Source organism: Micromonospora sp. NPDC049204, from assembly GCF_040647935.1.
In the GTDB taxonomy this organism is placed as follows: domain Bacteria; phylum Actinomycetota; class Actinomycetes; order Mycobacteriales; family Micromonosporaceae; genus Micromonospora.
Genome location: NZ_JBEZDC010000011.1, coordinates 123,093 through 139,074, shown reverse-complemented (window position 1 = coordinate 139,074; position 15,982 = coordinate 123,093). Strand labels below are relative to the sequence as shown.

The following is a 15,982-nucleotide window of genomic DNA, read 5'->3' as shown; positions in this document are numbered from 1 at the left end:
TGAGCGCACTCTCCCCATTGAGAGTGCGCTGGCCCCGTGCATCTGCACGAGGGCCGTTTTTATTGCCATCGGAACCTGGCGAGGCGGGCACAGCCCGCGTCGCATCGCTTGACTAGCCACCAGCCACTCCAGCCGAAGGCCAGAACCGTCATGACGAGACCCACGCCCGAGACCCTCGCCCACTCCGCCCGCCGGGCCCGTGCGGCCGTCGACCCGACCGTCGACGTCGACCCGGCCGCCGCGCGTTCCGCGGCCACCCCGGCCACCCCGGCCGTTCCGGCGGTACGGCCCTCCGCGCCGGCCCAGGTCACCGGGGCCGGTTCGCTCGTGCGGTCCCTCGAGGCGCTCGAGGTCGACGTCGTCTTCGGCATCCCGGGCGGCGCGATCCTGCCGGCGTACGACCCGCTCTACGACTCCAGCGTCCGGCACATCCTGGTGCGCCACGAGCAGGGCGCGGGGCACGCGGCGACCGGGTACGCGCAGGCCACCGGCAAGGTCGGCGTGTGCATCGCCACCTCCGGCCCGGGTGCGACGAACCTGGTCACCCCGATCGCCGACGCGTACATGGATTCGGTGGCGATGGTGGCGATCACCGGGCAGGTGGCCCGCCCGTCGATCGGCACCGACGCCTTCCAGGAGGCGGACATCCAGGGCATCACCCTGCCGATCACCAAGCACAACTTCCTCGTGCAGAACGCCGAGGAGATCCCCCAGGTGCTGGCCGAGGCGTTCCACCTGGCCAGCAGCGGCCGGCCCGGCCCGGTGCTCGTCGACATCCCCAAGGACGTGCTCCAGGCGCAGACCACCTTCGCCTGGCCGCCCACCCTGGACCTGCCCGGCTACCGGCCGACCCTGCACCCGCACGGCAAGCAGATCCGGGAGGCGGCGAGGCTGATGGCCGCGGCCCGCCGGCCGGTGCTCTACGTCGGTGGCGGTGTCCTCAAGGCCGGCGCCACGGACGGGCTGCGCCGACTGGCCGAGCTGACCGGCATCCCGGTGGTCACCACGCTGATGGCGCTCGGCGCGTTCCCCGACTCGCATCAGCAACACCTGGGCATGCCCGGCATGCACGGCACCGTCGCCGCGGTCTACGGCCTGCAGAAGGCGGATCTGATCGTCGCGCTCGGCGCGCGGTTCGACGACCGGGTCACCGGCAAGCTCGACTCGTTCGCCCCGGACGCGACAGTGGTGCACGCGGACATCGACCCGGCGGAGATCGGCAAGAACCGGCACGTGGACGTGCCGATCGTCGGAGACGCCAAGCACGTCATCGACGAGCTGATCGCCGCGGTGACCGTCGAGCGGGCGGCGGGTCGCAGCACCGAACTGGGCGACTGGTGGACTCAGCTGGACGACCTGCGCAACCGCTACCCGCTGGGCTACGACGAGCCGGCGGACGGCACGCTCTCCCCGCAGTACGTGATCAAGCGCCTGGGCGAGATCGTCGGCCCGGACGCGATCTTCGTGGCCGGGGTGGGCCAGCACCAGATGTGGGCGTCCCAGTTCATCTCCTACGAGAAGCCGTACACCTGGTTGAATTCCGGCGGCCTCGGCACGATGGGCTACGCGGTGCCGGCGGCGATGGGCGCGAAGGTCGGCAAGCCGGACACGGTGGTCTGGGCGGTGGACGGTGACGGCTGCTTCCAGATGACCAACCAGGAGTTGGCCACCTGCGCGTTGGAGGGCATCCCGGTCAAGATCGCCGTGATCAACAACGGCAATCTCGGCATGGTCCGGCAGTGGCAGACGCTGTTCTACAACGAGCGCTACTCCAACACCGACCTCGGCACCCACAAGCACCGCATTCCGGATTTCGTCAAGCTCGCCGAGGCGCTGGGCTGCATCGGGTTGCGGTGCGAGACCGCCGACGACGTGGACAAGACCATCGCCGCGGCCATGGAGATCAACGACGCTCCGGTCGTGATCGACTTCGTGGTCGGCAAGGACGCGATGGTCTGGCCGATGGTCGCCGCCGGCACCAGCAACGACGAGATCATGTTCGCCCGCGGCGTCCGCCCGGTCTTCGACGAGGATGACATCTAATGACCATGCACACTTTGTCCGTGCTCGTGGAGAACAAGCCCGGTGTGCTCGCCCGGGTCTCCGGCCTGTTCTCCCGGCGCGGGTTCAACATCGACAGTCTCGCCGTCGGTGAGACCGAGAACCCGGACGTCTCCCGGATCACCATCGTGGTCAACGCCGAGTCGTCTCCGCTGGAGCAGGTCACCAAGCAGCTCAACAAGCTGGTCAACGTGCTCAAGATCGTTGAGCTGGATCCGCAGGTCTCGGTCGCCCGGGAGTTGCTGCTGGTGAAGGTCCGCGCCGACCGGTCCGCCCGGTCCCAGGTGCTGGAGACCGTCAGCCTGTTCCGCGCCCGGGTGGTCGACGTCGCCCCGGACACGCTGACCATCGAGGCCACCGGCACCCCGGACAAGCTCGACGCGCTACTCCGTGATCTTGAATCCTTCGGGATCAAGGAGATGGTCCAGTCCGGGCTGGTGGCGATCGGGCGCGGCTCGCGTTCGATCACCGCCGGGCCCGCGCTCCGGGCCGCCTGACCGCCACCGGTCGGCCCGGCCGGGCCGTACCCGAACCCATCCGCACAGCCACGACGGGCCGCCCCGGCCGTCGTACGAAAGGGAAGTTCTCATGAGCGTTGAGGTGTTCTACGACGACGATGCCGACCTCGGCCTGATCCAGGCCAAGAAGGTCGCGGTCATCGGCTACGGCAGTCAGGGCCACGCCCACGCGCTGTCGCTGCGGGATTCCGGCGTCGACGTGGTGATCGGTCTGCCGGAGGGCTCGAAGAGCCGGCCCAAGGCCGAGGAGCAGGGCTTCCGGGTCCTCACGCCGGCGCAGGCCTCCGCCGAGGCCGACGTGATCATGGTGCTCGCGCCGGACACCGCCCAGCGTTCGATCTACTCGGAGTCGATCGCCCCGAACCTCGCCGCGGGCAAGGCCATCTTCTTCGGCCACGGCTTCAACATCCGGTACGACCTGATCAAGCCGCCGGCCGACGTGGACGTGGCGATGGTCGCGCCGAAGGGCCCCGGCCACCTGGTCCGCCGCCAGTACGCCGACGGCAAGGGTGTGCCCTGTCTCGTCGCCGTCGAGCAGGACGCCAGCGGCAACGCCTTCGCCCTCGCCCTCGCGTACGCCAAGGGGATCGGCGGCACCCGCGCCGGCGCGATCAAGACCACCTTCACCGAGGAGACCGAGACCGACCTCTTCGGCGAGCAGGCGGTGCTCTGCGGCGGTGCCTCGGCGCTGGTGCAGACCGGTTTCGAGGTGCTCACCGAGGCGGGCTACGCCCCGGAGGTCGCCTACTTCGAGTGCCTGCACGAGCTGAAGCTGATCGTCGACCTGATGTACGAGGGCGGCATCGCGAAGATGCGCTACAGCATCTCCGACACTGCCGAGTACGGCGACCTCTCCCGTGGCTCGCGCATCATCGACTCCCGGGTCAAGGACGAGATGCGCAAGATCCTGGGCGAGATCCAGTCCGGCGAGTTCGCCCGCGAGTGGGTCGCCGAGGACGAGGCCGGCCGGCCCAACTTCACCAAGTGGCAGGCCGAGGGTGCGGCGCACCCGATCGAGGAGACCGGCAAGAAGCTGCGCGGCATGATGAGCTGGGTCGACCGCCCGATCACCGAGACCGCCTGACCCGTACGACCCGAAACGGTCCACCAGCGGCCGGCGATCCCGCGCTCTCCCCAGCGCGGGTCGCCGGCCGCTGGCCGTAACGCCCCGCGTCAGCGGCTTTCCGTCGCCTCGGCCTCAGCGGCTGCCCAGGCTGCCCTCTCGTACCGCCCAAGGGCGTTGAGGATGCCGGCCAACGCGCGTAGCGCGACGACCAACCGACTGTGATATCGAACGGGGTCGTGTTCGGCCAACCAGCGGTAGTGCCCGACCGCCTCCTCGGCCGCCGCAACAGCCGCCTCCGGTTCGCCGAGCCCCACGTGGCACTTGGCGATCACGAACAACAGTCTGCCGAGCATCGGCCGGAACCGCAGTGGCTCCACACGGCTCATGAAGGTCAGGTCCTCGCGGGCACCCGTGGTCAGCGTCAGCGCCTCGGCCCACCGACGATGCGAGACGAGGGATTCCGCCAGCCCGGTCATCGCCTCGAGTCGGGCGGGCATGTGCTTCAGCCGCATCCAGAGGGGAAGCCGCCGGAACAACTCGACCGCCTCCTCCCGGGCGGCGAGCGCCGCGGCCGGCTCGCCCAGCACCGCCCGGCAGTAGCCGAGCTCGGTGAGGGACCGGGCCAACGCCATCCGCTCACGGGCGCCGAGCGGCGCGCACCGTAGCCAGGTATCCCGGGCCTGGTCGGCGAGCAGCAGCGCGTCGCGGGGTGCGTCGGAGCGGAGTTGCATGGCCACCATCAGCTGCGCCGCGGCCAGGACGACGAGGCCGTCTCGGTCGGTCGCGTTCCCGACGTACCCGATCGCCTCCCGGCCCTGCGCGACCGCGGATTCGACCGTGCGGTCGTCGGGGACGGATCCTTGCGCGACGAGCGCCCGCGCGAGCCCCACCTCGTGCCGGCCCGGCCGGTCCTGGACCAGCCGCCGGTAGAGCGCGACCGCCTCGTCCGCGGCGGCGGTGCGCCGGGACACGAAGCTGCGTCGGATTTTCACCTGTTGGGACCGGGTGACCAACGCCTCGGCCAGCTTCGGACCGAACCGCGTGAGATCGATGCGGGTCAGCTGTCGCAGCAGCGTGCGACGCACGGCGAGCAACAATTGTGGCTCCTCCCGCAGGGGTGTGTCTCCGGTTGTAGCGGGCGCGGGCAACCGTGTCGGTGCGGTGAACGGCCGATGTCCGTCGCTCGACCGGGCGTGTGAGGGCACTCACCCCGAAGACCGGAACACGTCGACCAGCCCGGCCCCTACGATCGCCTGTAGGTGCAGCAGCCGGCACCTGACGGCCACGGCACGGATCAGCGCAGGGCGCAGTGCTGCGCCCGGCCGCCCGCGCCGATCGCAAACACGACCTCTACGAGGACCGATGAATCCTGTCGTACTGATCGCCGAAGAACTCGCCCCCGCCGCCATCGAGGTGCTCGCCCACGACTTCGACGTCCGGCACGTCGACGGCACCGACCGTCCGGCCCTGCTCTCGGCGCTCTCCGAGGCCGACGCCGTCATCGTGCGCAGCGCCACCCAGATCGACGCGGAGGCGGTCGCCGCCGCACCGCGACTCAAGGTGGTCGCCCGGGCCGGCGTCGGGCTGGACAACGTCGAGGTGGCGGCCGCCACCGCGCGGGGCGTGATGGTCGTGAACGCGCCCACCTCCAACATCGTCTCCGCCGCCGAGCAGGCCGTCGCGCTGTTGCTCGCCGTCGCCCGGAACACCGCCAGCGCCAGTGCCGCGCTCAAGGCGGGGGAGTGGAAGCGGTCGAAGTACACGGGCGTCGAGGTGCAGGGCAAGACCGTCGGCGTGGTGGGGCTCGGTCGCATCGGCGTGCTCTTCGCGCAGCGCATCGCCGCGTTCGGCACCCGGCTGATCGCGTACGACCCGTACATCCAGCCGGCCCGTGCGGCGCAGCTCGGCGTCCGCCTGGTCGGGCTGGAGGAGCTGCTGCGGGAGAGCGACTTCATCTCCATCCACCTGCCGAAGACGCCGGAGACGGTCGGCCTGATCGGTGAGAAGGAGCTGGCGATCGTCAAGCCCGGCGTTCGCATCGTCAACGCCGCCCGTGGTGGCCTCGTCGACGAGCAGGCGCTCGCCAACGCCATCGCCGAGGGCCGGGTCGCCGGCGCCGGTGTCGACGTGTACAGCAAGGAGCCGTGCACCTCCTCGCCGCTGTTCGCCTTCGACAACGTGGTGGCCACCCCGCACCTGGGCGCCTCCACCAACGAGGCGCAGGACAAGGCCGGTCTCGCCGTGGCGAAGAGCGTCAAGCTCGCGTTGCAGGGCGAGTTCGTGCCGGACGCGGTGAACGTGCAGGCCGGCGGCGTGGTCGCCGAGGACGTGCGGCCACTGCTGCCGCTGGCCGAGAAGCTGGGCCGGGCGTTCACCGCTGTCGCCGGCGGCATCGCGGCCAGCGTCACCGTCGAGGTTCGCGGCGAGATCGTCGCGCACGACGTGTCGGTGCTGAAGCTCGCCGCGACGAAGGGCCTGTTCAGCTCGGTGGTCGAGGAGCAGGTCACCTACGTCAACGCGCCGCACCTGGCCGCGGAGCGGGGCGTCGAGGTCACCCTGGCGGCCCTGGCCGAGACGGCCGAGCAGCCCACCCTGGTCACCGTACGCGGCGCGCTGCCGGACGGCCGGACGGTGAGTGTCTCCGGCACGGTCACCCACTCGGGTGCTCGGGACGTGCTCAAGCTGACCGAGGTGGACGGCTTCGACGTGGAGATCGGCGCGGAGGGCATCCTGCTCTTCCTGCGCTACGCCGACCGGCCCGGTGTCGTCGGCACGGTCGGCACCCTGCTCGGCGAGTCGGGCATCAACATCGCCGCCATGCAGGTGGCCCGGCGTGAGGCGGGCGGCGAGACGCTGATGACGCTCACCGTCGACCAGGCGCTCGGCGCCGACCTGCTCACCTCGGCCGCCGAGTCGATCGGCGCGACCGCGGCCAGCGCCGCTGATCTGCGCGACGAGTAGTAACCGACACGCACCGTGGGGGGCCTGGCGATTCGCCGGGCCCCTCGTCATTTCCCAGGCCGTGCCGCCGGTCAGGTCAGCCGGGCAGTCGCGCCGGGGGCGGGTAGACCGAGCCGTCCTGCGGGTCGAAGAGCATCAGCCCGTGCTCGCCGGCCAGCCGCTCGATGTCCAGCAGCACCTGGTCCGCGCAGGTCGGGTGCAGGTTCAGCTCGACATGATCGTGGGCTGCGTGCAGTGGTGCCACCGCCCACGGGCTGTTCGCGCCGGGGTGACGGTCCGGATAGGACGCGGTGATCGCCCGGTAGAAGCTGACCACCCGCGGATCCGGGTAACGGTCCACGTGTCGCCCCTGCCGGCAACCGTTGACCGCTGTCCGCACGTCCTCGGGCGTCGCCCCGGCCTCCAGGGCCCACACGCTCAGATCGAAACTCACGGCGGATAGCGTGCCATCCGCCGTTCACCATGTCGAAACTGCCTCGCCGCCGGTCAACCATCGGGTCCGGAGTCTCCCGTCCCGACGGTCCGGTGTAGAGACTCTTGCGTCGAGTTGCGTCGATTCGCTAGCGTACGTACTGCGGTCACTGGCCGAGTTCGAGGCGCCGGCCCGTCTTCGGGTGGCGCGGTCGGCATCCGGCGCGACCGGTCCGCACCCCTCGATTGTGCGAGCCACGCGCACTCGTCGCTGATCGGCCCCCACGATCGTTGCCGAGAGCGTGGGGGCCGATCGCAACACTCAGCGTCGGTGGGCGAAGAGCACCCGATAGTGGGAGTTGCCCCGGAACCACGCCAGGCCGGTGGGGCCGGCGGCGTACAGCGCGGTGGCGTAGGCGTCGGCGATCGTCAGGTCGGGGCCCACGACCGTGGCGGCGACGAGCTGGTCGGCCGGCTCGCCGGTGTGCGGGTCCACCACGTGCCCCTGTCGCCCGGTCACCCCGGAGGTGCCGACCGCGCCGGCGGTCATCTCCAACACCAGCGGTGCGCGCTCGGGTGCGGTGGGGTGGTGCACCGCGACCCGCCACGGCCCACCGTGCGGCGCGTGGCCGCGGACGACGAGGTCGGCTCCGGCCAGTACGGCGTAGTCGTGGATTCCCGCGGCCCGAAGCCTCTCGGCGGCCCGTTCCACCGCCCAGCCACCGAGCAGACCGCCCGGGTCGAAGCCGCCGGGCACCGCCCAGGCGTCGAACCACCCGTCGGTGGCCGCGCGCATGGCCGCGCAGCGGTCCACCAGGTCGGCGAGCGGGGCGTACGAATCCGGGCTGATCTCACCGCGGCGCAGCCGGGAGACCAGGCTCTCCGGCCGGTTGGGGCCGTAGGTGAGGTCGATGGCGCGCAGCTCCGCGACGCTGTCCCGCAGAGCCTCGCCCACGCCCCGGCGACCGAGCCACTCGGGCGCGTTGAGGAGGAGGGTGTATTCGGCGGTCGCGGTGCGGACGGTGTGCTGCACGGCGATCCGGCCCTCGGTGGCGCCGGCCGGGTCGATCCGCTGTCGGCGGCTGCCGAGGCGAAGGTCCGGTCGACGACTGCGGAATGCCGACGGGTCCGGCCAGCGGGTCCGCGGCTGTTCGTCGATGCGCATCGCATCTGTCCCCTCGCACTCGGTGCCGCGTCGTCGCGACCCGGCGGTCAGCAGGCCCCCGTGACCCGCTGACCACACCGTAGGCAGCGGACATGACCGCCTCATGAGTCCCAGCTGAGAGGCTGCTGTGCATCACAATTTCTCAGATGTTGGACCCCGCGTACCGGGAGGCGGGACAGCGACGTACCGTTGCCGGGACGGACCCGTTGAGCAGAGGAGTGCGGTCGTGGCGCGGATCGCGGTGGTGGCCGGAGACGGCATCGGGCCCGAGGTGGTCGCGCAGGCCCGCAAGGTCCTCGACGCGGTGCTGCCGGGCGTGCAGGCCACCGAGTACGACCTCGGCGCGGCCCGCTGGCACCGTACCGGAGAGGTGCTGCCCGACTCGGTGCTGACCGAGTTGGCCGGGCACGACGCGATCCTGCTCGGCGCGGTCGGTGACCCGACGGTCCCGCCCGGTGTCCTGGAGCGGGGGCTGCTGCTCAAGCTCCGGTTCGCGTTCGACCAGTACGTCAACCTGCGCCCGTCCCGGCTCTGGCCCGGAGTCGCCGGCCCGCTCGGCAACGTCAAGCCGGGCGAGGTCGACCTCGTGGTGGTCCGCGAGGGCACCGAGGGCCTCTACGCCGGGGCCGGTGGAACGCTGCACCGGGACACTCCCGCCGAGGTCGCCACGGAGGAGAGCCTGAACACCCGGCACGGCGTGGAGCGGGTGATCCGCGACGCGTTCGCCCGCGCCGCCCGCCGGGAGCGACGCAAGGTCACCCTGGTGCACAAGACCAACGTGCTCACCCACGCCGGGTCGCTCTGGTCGCGCACCTTCGACCTGGTCGCCGCCGAGCACCCGGACATCGCCACCGAATATCAGCACGTCGACGCCGCCGCGATGTTCCTGGTCACCCAGCCGCAGCGCTACGACGTGGTGGTCACCGACAACCTCTTCGGTGACATCCTCACCGACATCGCCGCCGCCGTCACCGGTGGGATCGGGCTGGCGGCAAGCGGCTGCATCAACCCCGAGGGGGCGTACCCCTCGATGTTCGAGCCGGTGCACGGCTCGGCGCCGGACATCGCCGGGCGGGGCATCGCCGACCCGGTCGCCGCCGTGCTCTCCGCCGCACTGCTGCTGGAGCAGCTCGGGCACACCGAGTCCGCGGCCCGGGTCAACGCGGCGGTCGCCGCCGAGCTGGCCGCCCGCACTCCGGGCGTCGCGCTGCGGACCGAAGAGGTCGGGGATCGGCTCGCGGCCCACGCCGTAGCCTGACCGCCCCCGGCCCCAGCAGCGGCCGGCCCAGCCGTCGGCTCGGCCGGACCGTCCGTCCCGCCCGAGCGGCGCTACCCGCTGAACGGCCGTTCGGGTAAGTTTCTGGCACAGCCAATTCGGTGTGCGGTCCCGCATGCCGTTGTCCCGCAGGGAGGTCAGCCCGATGAGCGGTGGTGACATGCTCGACTTCGAGATCCGTCCGAATCCCGCGCCGGTATCCGCCGCCGACCGGGCCGCCCTGCTGGCCAACCCCGGGTTCGGCCGCGTCTTCACCGACCACATGGTCACCGTCCGCTACGCCGAGGGCAAGGGCTGGTACGACGCCCGGGTGGAGGCGCGAGGCCCGATCCCGATGGACCCGGCCAGCGCGGTGCTGCACTACGCGCAGGAGATCTTCGAGGGACTGAAGGCGTACCGGACGGCCGACGGCGGCGTGACGATGTTCCGGCCGGACGCCAACGCGGCCCGGTTCGTCGCGTCGGCACAGCGGATGGCGATGCCGGAGCTGCCGCCCGAGGTGTTCGTCGACTCGCTGCACAAGCTCATCGAGATCGACCAGGAGTGGATCCCCACCGGCGAGGACGGCAGCCTCTACCTGCGGCCGTTCATGTTCGCCAGCGAGGTCTTCCTCGGCGTCCGCCCGGCCAACGAATACCTCTACCTGGTGATCGCCTCACCTGTCGGCGCGTACTTCACCGGTGGGGTCAAGCCGGTCACCGTCTGGGTCTCGCCGGACTACACCCGGGCCGCGCCCGGCGGCACCGGCGCGGCCAAGTGCGGCGGCAACTACGCGACGTCGCTGGCAGCCCAGGCCGAGGCGATCGAGGCCGGCTGCGACCAGGTCGTCTTCCTGGACGCGGTGGAGCGCCGGTTCGTGGACGAGTTGGGCGGCATGAACGTCTTCTTCGTCTACGACGACAACTCGATCGTCACCCCGCCGCTGACCGGCACGATCCTGCCGGGCATCACCCGCGACGCGATCCTCACGCTGGCCGGCGCGGCCGGGCACGTGGTCGAAGAGCGACCGGTCAGCTTCGCCGACTGGCAGGCCGACGCGGCCAGCGGTCGCCTCCGGGAGGTGTTCGCCTGCGGCACCGCCGCGGTGGTCACCCCGATCGGCGGGGTCCGCTTCCCCGACGGTGAGTTCCTGGTCGGTGGCGGCGAGCCCGGCCGGGTCACCATGAGCATCCGCGAGCAGTTGGTGAACATCCAGCGCGGCAAGGCGGCCGACGAGTACGGCTGGGTGCAGCGGGTCCTCTGACCTCCGTGGCCGTGCCGGCCCGTCCCCATCAGACGGGCCGGCGCAGTCGGCGGTCTGGTCGGCCCCGGCCCCGGCGGGCTACGCCTCGGTCGGCTCCTCGAGCAGGTGGTCGCGGAGGGCGGCGAGCTGCTCGTCGGTCACCCCGGCGTGCCGCAGGTACGCCTCGACCGAGCCGTACCCCTCGCGTAGCTCGTCGAGGAAGAGCTGCATCGCCTCGGCGGGCGAGGCCAGAAACGGCGCCGGCACGGCCGGGCCAGTCGGGCTGGTGGTCGCCAGCCAGGCACTGAACCGGGCCGACGCCTCGGAGCTGAGCGCGTAGTCCGCGGTGATGTCCGCGTCGTCGACGCCGAGCACGGAGAGCGTCAGCGCACAGACGATGCCGGTGCGGTCCTTGCCGGCGACACAGTGCACCACCGCCGGGGCATTGGCGGAGTCGGCGATCAACCCGACCGCCTCGGCCAGCCCGGCGGTGCCGGTCTGGGCCAGGTCGGCGTACCGGTCCGCGAGGTAACGGGCCAGGCTGGCACCCTCCTGGTGCGGTGTGCTCGCCCAGTCGGCGTGCTCCGGGTGGATGTTGCGGTAGGTCAGCCCCTGGTATGCCGGCACCCGGCCGTCCCGCTGCACCTCGCTGGGGCGGCGCAGGTCGATGACGGTGCGGATCCCGATCGCGGCGAACGCGTCCCCGTCCTGCTCGGTGAGGCGGTGCAGCGAGTCGGAACGGAAGAGCCGGCCCCGGCGTACGGGTCGGTCGCCGTGGCCGAGGTGGCCACCGACGTCGCGGAAGTTGAAGGTGGCGGGCAGCAGCGAGGTCTGACGATTTTCGTCGATGGCGTCCACGCTCACACGGTAACGGCCGGTGGGACCACACCCCACCGGCCGTCGGGTCGAACAGTCAGCGGGCCGTGCCCGGCGGGAGGGCGCCGTACGTCTCGTCGTAGTAGCCGCCCAGCTGATCCCGGTAGCTCGGGTCGCTGTGGCTGCTCTCGTCGTACTCCGGGGCGGCCTTGATCTGGTCCCGGGTGCGGTCGACGGAGACGGTGCGCTGGTCGTGGTCGACCTGGTTGACGGTGCCGGCCGGCAGCATCACCTTCTTGCCGAAGATCCAGGGGCCGGTGTCGACCACCAGGTAGCTGCCGCCCACCTCGTGGCTGGCACTGTCGATCTTGCCGACGCCACCGTCGCTGGCCTCGACCTTGTAGCCGACCAGGTCGGCGTCGGCCACCCCGGCCTGGTCCCGGTACCGCCAGGGGTCGAACGTGCCGGCTGGCGCGCCACCGGGCACGACGCCCTGGTCGCCGCCGTGCAGCGGGTCCGGCCCGGCGTGCGTGGCGTGCGGATCGATCCTGTCCATGCCGTTCACTCCTGACTGTCACCGATCAGCTCATGTCTTGGCAGGAGCTACCCGGCTGTCGGGGGCCGGAAACGGCGGCCTCGGCGTCCAGGGTGACCGCCGCGGCGTGCACCACGGCGGAGATCCGCAGGGTCTCGTGCAGTTGCTCCCGGGTGAAGCCGCTGCCGCGCAGCTTCTTCTCGTGCAACTCCAGGCACACCCCGCAGCCGGCGATGGCCGACACGGCGAGGCACCAGAGCTCGAAGTCGCCCTTGTCCACCCCTGGCCTCGCGATGATCCGCATGCGCAGGCGGGCCGGCATCGAGGCGTACTGCTCGTCGCCGATCAGGTGCTTGGCCCGGTAGTAGATGTTGTTCATCGCCATGATCGCCGCGGCGCCCTTGGCCGCCTCGACACCCTCCGGTCCGAGGTGGCCGAGCGCCTCGGCCGCGATCTCCCGCAGCACCACCGGGTTGCGGGCGGTCACCGCGCAGGCCAGCGCGGTGCCCCAGCTCTGCGCCGGGGTCAACGCCGAGGTGCCGATGGTGGCGCCCAGGTTGAGCGCGATGTCCCTGGCGTACTCCGGCAGGGCCGCCCTGATGGCGTCCAGGCCCATGGTCAGACCCCGATCTCCGTCGGGCCGATGGAGGTGAACTCCATCGGCCCGACGAGGACCAGACGCCACGTGCCCTCGTGGGACGGGTGGCTGATCGTCGTGGACGCGTTGGTGGCGTCCAGCGATACGCAGGCGGTGGGTCCGTGCTCAGGTAAGCGGTCACTGACGGTGAGCACAGCCCTCCTTGCCGACGGCACGGTGGCCGCCACTGGATCCGTTGCAGATGCTTCCGCACGGCTGTTTCTGCCGATGAGGGGCCTGGTGGCTTGTGAAGCCGATCACGAGCGACCGTTCGGGGTGAACGAACGCTCAGTCACTGTCCCGCCATGTGGATTGATCCTCCCAAAAAGGGGTGAGGAGTGGCAGAGTGGCCATCGTGACCAGCACCGCCCTGATTATTGCGACCTAGCGCGCCGGCTCTCCCCTCCGCCGAGCGCGCAGACCTCCCGCACCCGCGGGAGGTCTTTTTGTTGCTCCGAGAAAGGATCCTGATGACGTTCCAGGTCTTCGACACGACCTTGCGCGACGGCGCCCAGCGCGAGGGGCTCACCTACTCGGTGGTCGACAAGCTGGCCGTGGCCCGGCTGCTCGACGAGTTCGGCGTCGGCTTCATCGAAGGTGGCTGGCCGGGCGCGGTGCCCAAGGACACCGAGTTCTTCCGTCGGGCGCGCACCGAGTTGGATTTGCGGCACGCCGTGCTTGTCGCGTTCGGCGCCACCCGCAAGGCCGGTGTCGCGGTCGCCGACGACCCCCAGGTGCGGGCCCTGCTGGACGCGCAGACCCCGGCGGTGGCGCTCGTCGCCAAGGCCGACAGCCGGCACGTCGAGCGGGCGCTGCGCACCACCGGCGCGGAGAACCTGGCGATGATCCACGACACCGTCAGCCACCTCGTCCGCGAGGGCCGGAGAGTCTTCGTCGACGGCGAGCACTTCTTCGACGGCTACCGGCACGACCCCGCGTACGGCGCGGCGGTGGTGCAGACCGCGTTGGCCGCCGGCGCCGAGCGGATGGTGCTCTGCGACACCAACGGCGGCATGCTGCCATCCCAGGTGACCGCCGTGATCGGCGACCTGACCGACCGGCTGGGGATCGACGCCGGTCTGCTCGGCATGCACGCGCAGAACGACACCTCCTGCGCGGTGGCGAACACGATCGCCGCCGTCGAGGCGGGTGTCCGCCACGTCCAGGGCACCGCCAACGGGTACGGCGAACGCCCCGGCAACGCCGACATCTTCGCGGTCGTCGCCAACCTCCAACTCAAGCTGGGCATGCCGGTCCTACCGGAGGGCTGCCTGGCGCAGATGGTGCGGGTCTCGCACGCCATCGCCGAGATCGCCAACATCGCCCCCGACACCCACCAGGCGTACGCCGGGGCCGCCGCCTTCGCCCACAAGGCGGGGCTGCACGCGAGCGCGATCAAGGTCGACCCGTTGCTCTACAACCACGTGGACCCGTCGGTGGTGGGCAACGACATGCGGATCCTGATCACCGAGATGGCCGGCCGGGCCAGTGTCGAGCTGAAGAGTCGTGAGCTCGGTCTGGACCTGGCCGGCAGTCCGGAGGCGCTGACCCGGGTCACCAAGCGGGTCAAGGAGTTGGAGGCCGGCGGCTGGTCCTTCGAGGCCGCGGACGCCTCCTTCGAGCTGCTGGTCCGTTCCGAGCTGCCGGAAGGGGGTCCGGCGCGACCGTTCACCCTGGAGTCGTACCGGGTGCTCGTCGAACATCGGGAGGACGGTTCGGTGGTCTCCGAGGCGACCGTCAAGATCCGGGTACGCGGGGAGCGGGTGATCGCCACCGCCGAGGGCAACGGCCCGGTCAACGCGCTCGACGAGGCGCTGCGGGTGGGGCTGGCCAAGCACTACCCGCAGCTGCGCGGCTTCGAGCTGGCCGACTACAAGGTGCGCATCCTGGAGGGCAGCCACGGCACCGGCGCGGTGACCCGGGTGCTGCTGGAGACCGCCGACGGCACCGGCCGCGACTGGACCACGGTGGGCGTACACCCCAACGTGGTCGAGGCCAGCTGGCACGCCCTGATCGACGCTCTCACCTACGGCCTGGCCCCCGCCTCGGTCTGACCCGGCGGCAGGATCACTGTGGGAGGGTGAGCGTGGCCAGGACCGGGCGGTGGTCGCTGCCGGGGAGGGTGAGCACCCGCACCGACCGGACCGCGATGCGGCGGTCGACGAGGACGTGGTCGATGGTGACAGGTGGGATGAGGTCACCGTCGTACGGACCCCAGGTGCCGGTCAGGCCCTCGCCGGTGGCGTCGGCGGCGTCCACGTAGCCGGTGCGCAGCAGGGCGCGCAGCGGACCGTGGTCGAGAGTGGCGTTGAAGTCCCCGGCGAGGATCCGCAGGCCACCGTCCGGGGTGGCCGGGGGTTGGGCGGTCAGGTCGGCCCGCCAGTTGCCGACCTGGTCCAGCGCGTACGGGGCCGAGGGGTGGGCCGACTCGACCCGTACCGGGGGTGCGCCGGGGACGGCCACCGTCCCGTACGCCTGGGTGAAGCCCCACCCGTTGAGGTTGCGCCGCAGGCCGACGTCGGTCAGCGGCCACCGCGAGTAGAGCCCGGAGCCGGGCGTGCCGATCTCCGGGTTGAGCTGCCGGTGTGGCAGCAGCCGGTCGAGGCCGGCCTGATCCAGGGCGGCCCGCGCCTCCGGCGTGAACTCCTGCACGGTGAGCACGTCCACCCCGTGCCGCCGGACCAACTCGACAAGCGTCCGGGCGTCGCCGGTCCCGGCGAGCAGGTTGGCGGTGAGCAGCCGCACGGTCGGCCCGGCCGCCGCGGGTTGCGGGGAGGCCAGCGCCCGGGGTGCGACGACGCCGAGCAAGGCCACCGCGGTCAGGGCCGCGACCGTCGCCGGCCACCAGCGCCGCAGGGCGAGTGCGAGGGCCAGTGGCAGCACGCTGAACCCCGCGACGTACGGCGTGAAGGCGAGCGCCTGCACCAGGGGACCCCGGTCCAGGCCGAGCAGTCGGACGGCGGCCCAGAGGGCGATCGGCGCGACCGTCAGCCAGCAGAGCACCGTGCCGAGCCGAGCGCTGCGGTACCACCGCGCTGAGGGGATGGGTGTGGGTGGCCCGTCGACGATCATGACGCTGATCCTAATGGGTGTGCCGAAACCATTTCGTGAATGGCGAAACGTTCACCTTTCACAATTATCTGACGGCTGATCGACAACTCGATAAAGTGAGATCAACTATTGACGTCCGGCTTTTTGCGGTGCTACGTTCCATCTGGCTCATACGACGCAACTCTGAGTAGTTATCGCAGCTCAGATGGGATGTAGATTGTTCAGAAACCAACCTCACCAATTGCCGGTGGGCTAGGTTTCCC

15 protein-coding genes are annotated in these 15,982 nt (G+C 71.2%); 7 read left to right on the top strand and 8 right to left on the bottom strand.

The window, feature by feature from the left end; genetic code table 11:
* Positions 1 to 150: 150 nt before the first annotated feature.
* From AB0A90_RS21595 to ilvC, 3 genes are all read left to right on the top strand, one after another.
* Positions 151 to 2,043, top strand: coding sequence for an acetolactate synthase large subunit (locus AB0A90_RS21595; RefSeq protein ID WP_357250635.1), 1,893 nt, complete (start codon positions 151 to 153; stop codon positions 2,041 to 2,043).
* Entirely contained in the window at positions 2,043 to 2,558 is a 516-nt protein-coding gene (gene ilvN, locus AB0A90_RS21590; RefSeq protein WP_196928030.1) for an acetolactate synthase small subunit, read from the top strand. Before AB0A90_RS21595 ends, ilvN begins: the two co-directional genes overlap by 1 nt.
* Positions 2,559 to 2,649: 91 nt before the next feature.
* Complete coding sequence (ilvC, locus tag AB0A90_RS21585) at positions 2,650 to 3,663, top strand: ketol-acid reductoisomerase (protein ID WP_357250632.1); 1,014 nt, start codon at positions 2,650 to 2,652, stop codon at positions 3,661 to 3,663.
* 89 nt (positions 3,664 to 3,752) lie between these two features.
* Here ilvC and AB0A90_RS21580 read toward each other — a convergent pair whose 3' ends face one another.
* Positions 3,753 to 4,742, bottom strand: a complete 990-nt coding sequence (locus tag AB0A90_RS21580) for a hypothetical protein (RefSeq protein ID WP_357250629.1) — start codon at positions 4,740 to 4,742, stop codon at positions 3,753 to 3,755.
* A gap of 265 nt (positions 4,743 to 5,007) precedes the next feature.
* Between AB0A90_RS21580 and serA the strand changes: the two genes are divergently transcribed.
* Positions 5,008 to 6,606, top strand: a complete 1,599-nt coding sequence (serA, locus tag AB0A90_RS21575) for a phosphoglycerate dehydrogenase (RefSeq protein ID WP_357250626.1) — start codon at positions 5,008 to 5,010, stop codon at positions 6,604 to 6,606.
* A gap of 76 nt (positions 6,607 to 6,682) precedes the next feature.
* Here the strand turns inward: serA and AB0A90_RS21570 are convergent, their stop codons facing one another.
* Both AB0A90_RS21570 and AB0A90_RS21565 read right to left on the bottom strand, forming a co-directional pair.
* Positions 6,683 to 7,039 (bottom strand): hypothetical protein, encoded by a 357-nt coding sequence (locus AB0A90_RS21570; RefSeq protein ID WP_357250624.1) that lies wholly within the window; start codon positions 7,037 to 7,039, stop codon positions 6,683 to 6,685.
* A gap of 300 nt (positions 7,040 to 7,339) precedes the next feature.
* On the bottom strand, positions 7,340 to 8,182 hold the full coding sequence (locus AB0A90_RS21565; RefSeq protein WP_357250621.1) for an FAD:protein FMN transferase: 843 nt from the start codon (positions 8,180 to 8,182) through the stop codon (positions 7,340 to 7,342).
* A 226-nt stretch (positions 8,183 to 8,408) separates the two neighbouring features.
* Between AB0A90_RS21565 and AB0A90_RS21560 the strand changes: the two genes are divergently transcribed.
* Both AB0A90_RS21560 and AB0A90_RS21555 read left to right on the top strand, forming a co-directional pair.
* A complete protein-coding gene (locus tag AB0A90_RS21560) occupies positions 8,409 to 9,440 on the top strand; it encodes a 3-isopropylmalate dehydrogenase (RefSeq protein ID WP_357250618.1) in 1,032 nt (343 codons plus the stop codon).
* Positions 9,441 to 9,603: 163 nt separating this feature from the next.
* Positions 9,604 to 10,701, top strand: coding sequence for a branched-chain amino acid aminotransferase (locus AB0A90_RS21555; RefSeq protein WP_357250615.1), 1,098 nt, complete (start codon positions 9,604 to 9,606; stop codon positions 10,699 to 10,701).
* A gap of 78 nt (positions 10,702 to 10,779) precedes the next feature.
* Here the strand turns inward: AB0A90_RS21555 and AB0A90_RS21550 are convergent, their stop codons facing one another.
* From AB0A90_RS21550 to AB0A90_RS21535, 4 genes are read right to left on the bottom strand one after another with little or no spacing between them, the layout of a single operon-like run.
* The gene (locus AB0A90_RS21550; RefSeq protein ID WP_357250612.1) at positions 10,780 to 11,538 is read right to left on the bottom strand and encodes a tyrosine-protein phosphatase; all 759 of its coding nucleotides are present in this window, start codon (positions 11,536 to 11,538) and stop codon (positions 10,780 to 10,782) included.
* Positions 11,539 to 11,593: 55 nt separating this feature from the next.
* Positions 11,594 to 12,052, bottom strand: coding sequence for a PRC-barrel domain containing protein (locus AB0A90_RS21545; protein ID WP_357250609.1), 459 nt, complete (start codon positions 12,050 to 12,052; stop codon positions 11,594 to 11,596).
* A gap of 25 nt (positions 12,053 to 12,077) precedes the next feature.
* Positions 12,078 to 12,647 carry a carboxymuconolactone decarboxylase family protein gene (locus AB0A90_RS21540; protein ID WP_357250606.1) on the bottom strand — a complete coding sequence of 190 codons (570 nt, stop codon included), beginning with the start codon at positions 12,645 to 12,647 and terminating at the stop codon, positions 12,078 to 12,080.
* A 2-nt stretch (positions 12,648 to 12,649) separates the two neighbouring features.
* Positions 12,650 to 12,823 (bottom strand): hypothetical protein, encoded by a 174-nt coding sequence (locus AB0A90_RS21535; RefSeq protein ID WP_357250603.1) that lies wholly within the window; start codon positions 12,821 to 12,823, stop codon positions 12,650 to 12,652.
* A gap of 315 nt (positions 12,824 to 13,138) precedes the next feature.
* On the opposite strand from AB0A90_RS21535, the gene cimA reads away from it, so the two are divergent.
* On the top strand, positions 13,139 to 14,722 hold the full coding sequence (gene cimA / locus AB0A90_RS21530; protein ID WP_357250601.1) for a citramalate synthase: 1,584 nt from the start codon (positions 13,139 to 13,141) through the stop codon (positions 14,720 to 14,722).
* Between the two features lie 13 nt (positions 14,723 to 14,735).
* Here the strand turns inward: cimA and AB0A90_RS21525 are convergent, their stop codons facing one another.
* The gene (locus tag AB0A90_RS21525) at positions 14,736 to 15,671 is read right to left on the bottom strand and encodes an endonuclease/exonuclease/phosphatase family protein (protein WP_357250916.1); all 936 of its coding nucleotides are present in this window, start codon (positions 15,669 to 15,671) and stop codon (positions 14,736 to 14,738) included.
* Between the last annotated feature and the right edge of the window lie 311 nt (positions 15,672 to 15,982).

Excerpts from the sequence above, each read along its gene's own strand:
- AB0A90_RS21555 (WP_357250615.1), top strand. The coding sequence starts at position 9,604 with ATGAGCGGTGGTGACATGCTCGACTTCGAGATCCGTCCGAATCCCGCG.
- AB0A90_RS21595 (WP_357250635.1), top strand. The coding sequence starts at position 151 with ATGACGAGACCCACGCCCGAGACCCTCGCCCACTCCGCCCGCCGGGCC.
- AB0A90_RS21565 (WP_357250621.1), bottom strand. The coding sequence starts at position 8,182 with ATGCGCATCGACGAACAGCCGCGGACCCGCTGGCCGGACCCGTCGGCA.
- serA (WP_357250626.1), top strand. The coding sequence starts at position 5,008 with ATGAATCCTGTCGTACTGATCGCCGAAGAACTCGCCCCCGCCGCCATC.
- AB0A90_RS21545 (WP_357250609.1), bottom strand. The coding sequence starts at position 12,052 with ATGGACAGGATCGATCCGCACGCCACGCACGCCGGGCCGGACCCGCTG.
- ilvN (WP_196928030.1), top strand. The coding sequence starts at position 2,043 with ATGACCATGCACACTTTGTCCGTGCTCGTGGAGAACAAGCCCGGTGTG.
- AB0A90_RS21540 (WP_357250606.1), bottom strand. The coding sequence starts at position 12,647 with ATGGGCCTGGACGCCATCAGGGCGGCCCTGCCGGAGTACGCCAGGGAC.
- cimA (WP_357250601.1), top strand. The coding sequence starts at position 13,139 with ATGACGTTCCAGGTCTTCGACACGACCTTGCGCGACGGCGCCCAGCGC.
- ilvC (WP_357250632.1), top strand. The coding sequence starts at position 2,650 with ATGAGCGTTGAGGTGTTCTACGACGACGATGCCGACCTCGGCCTGATC.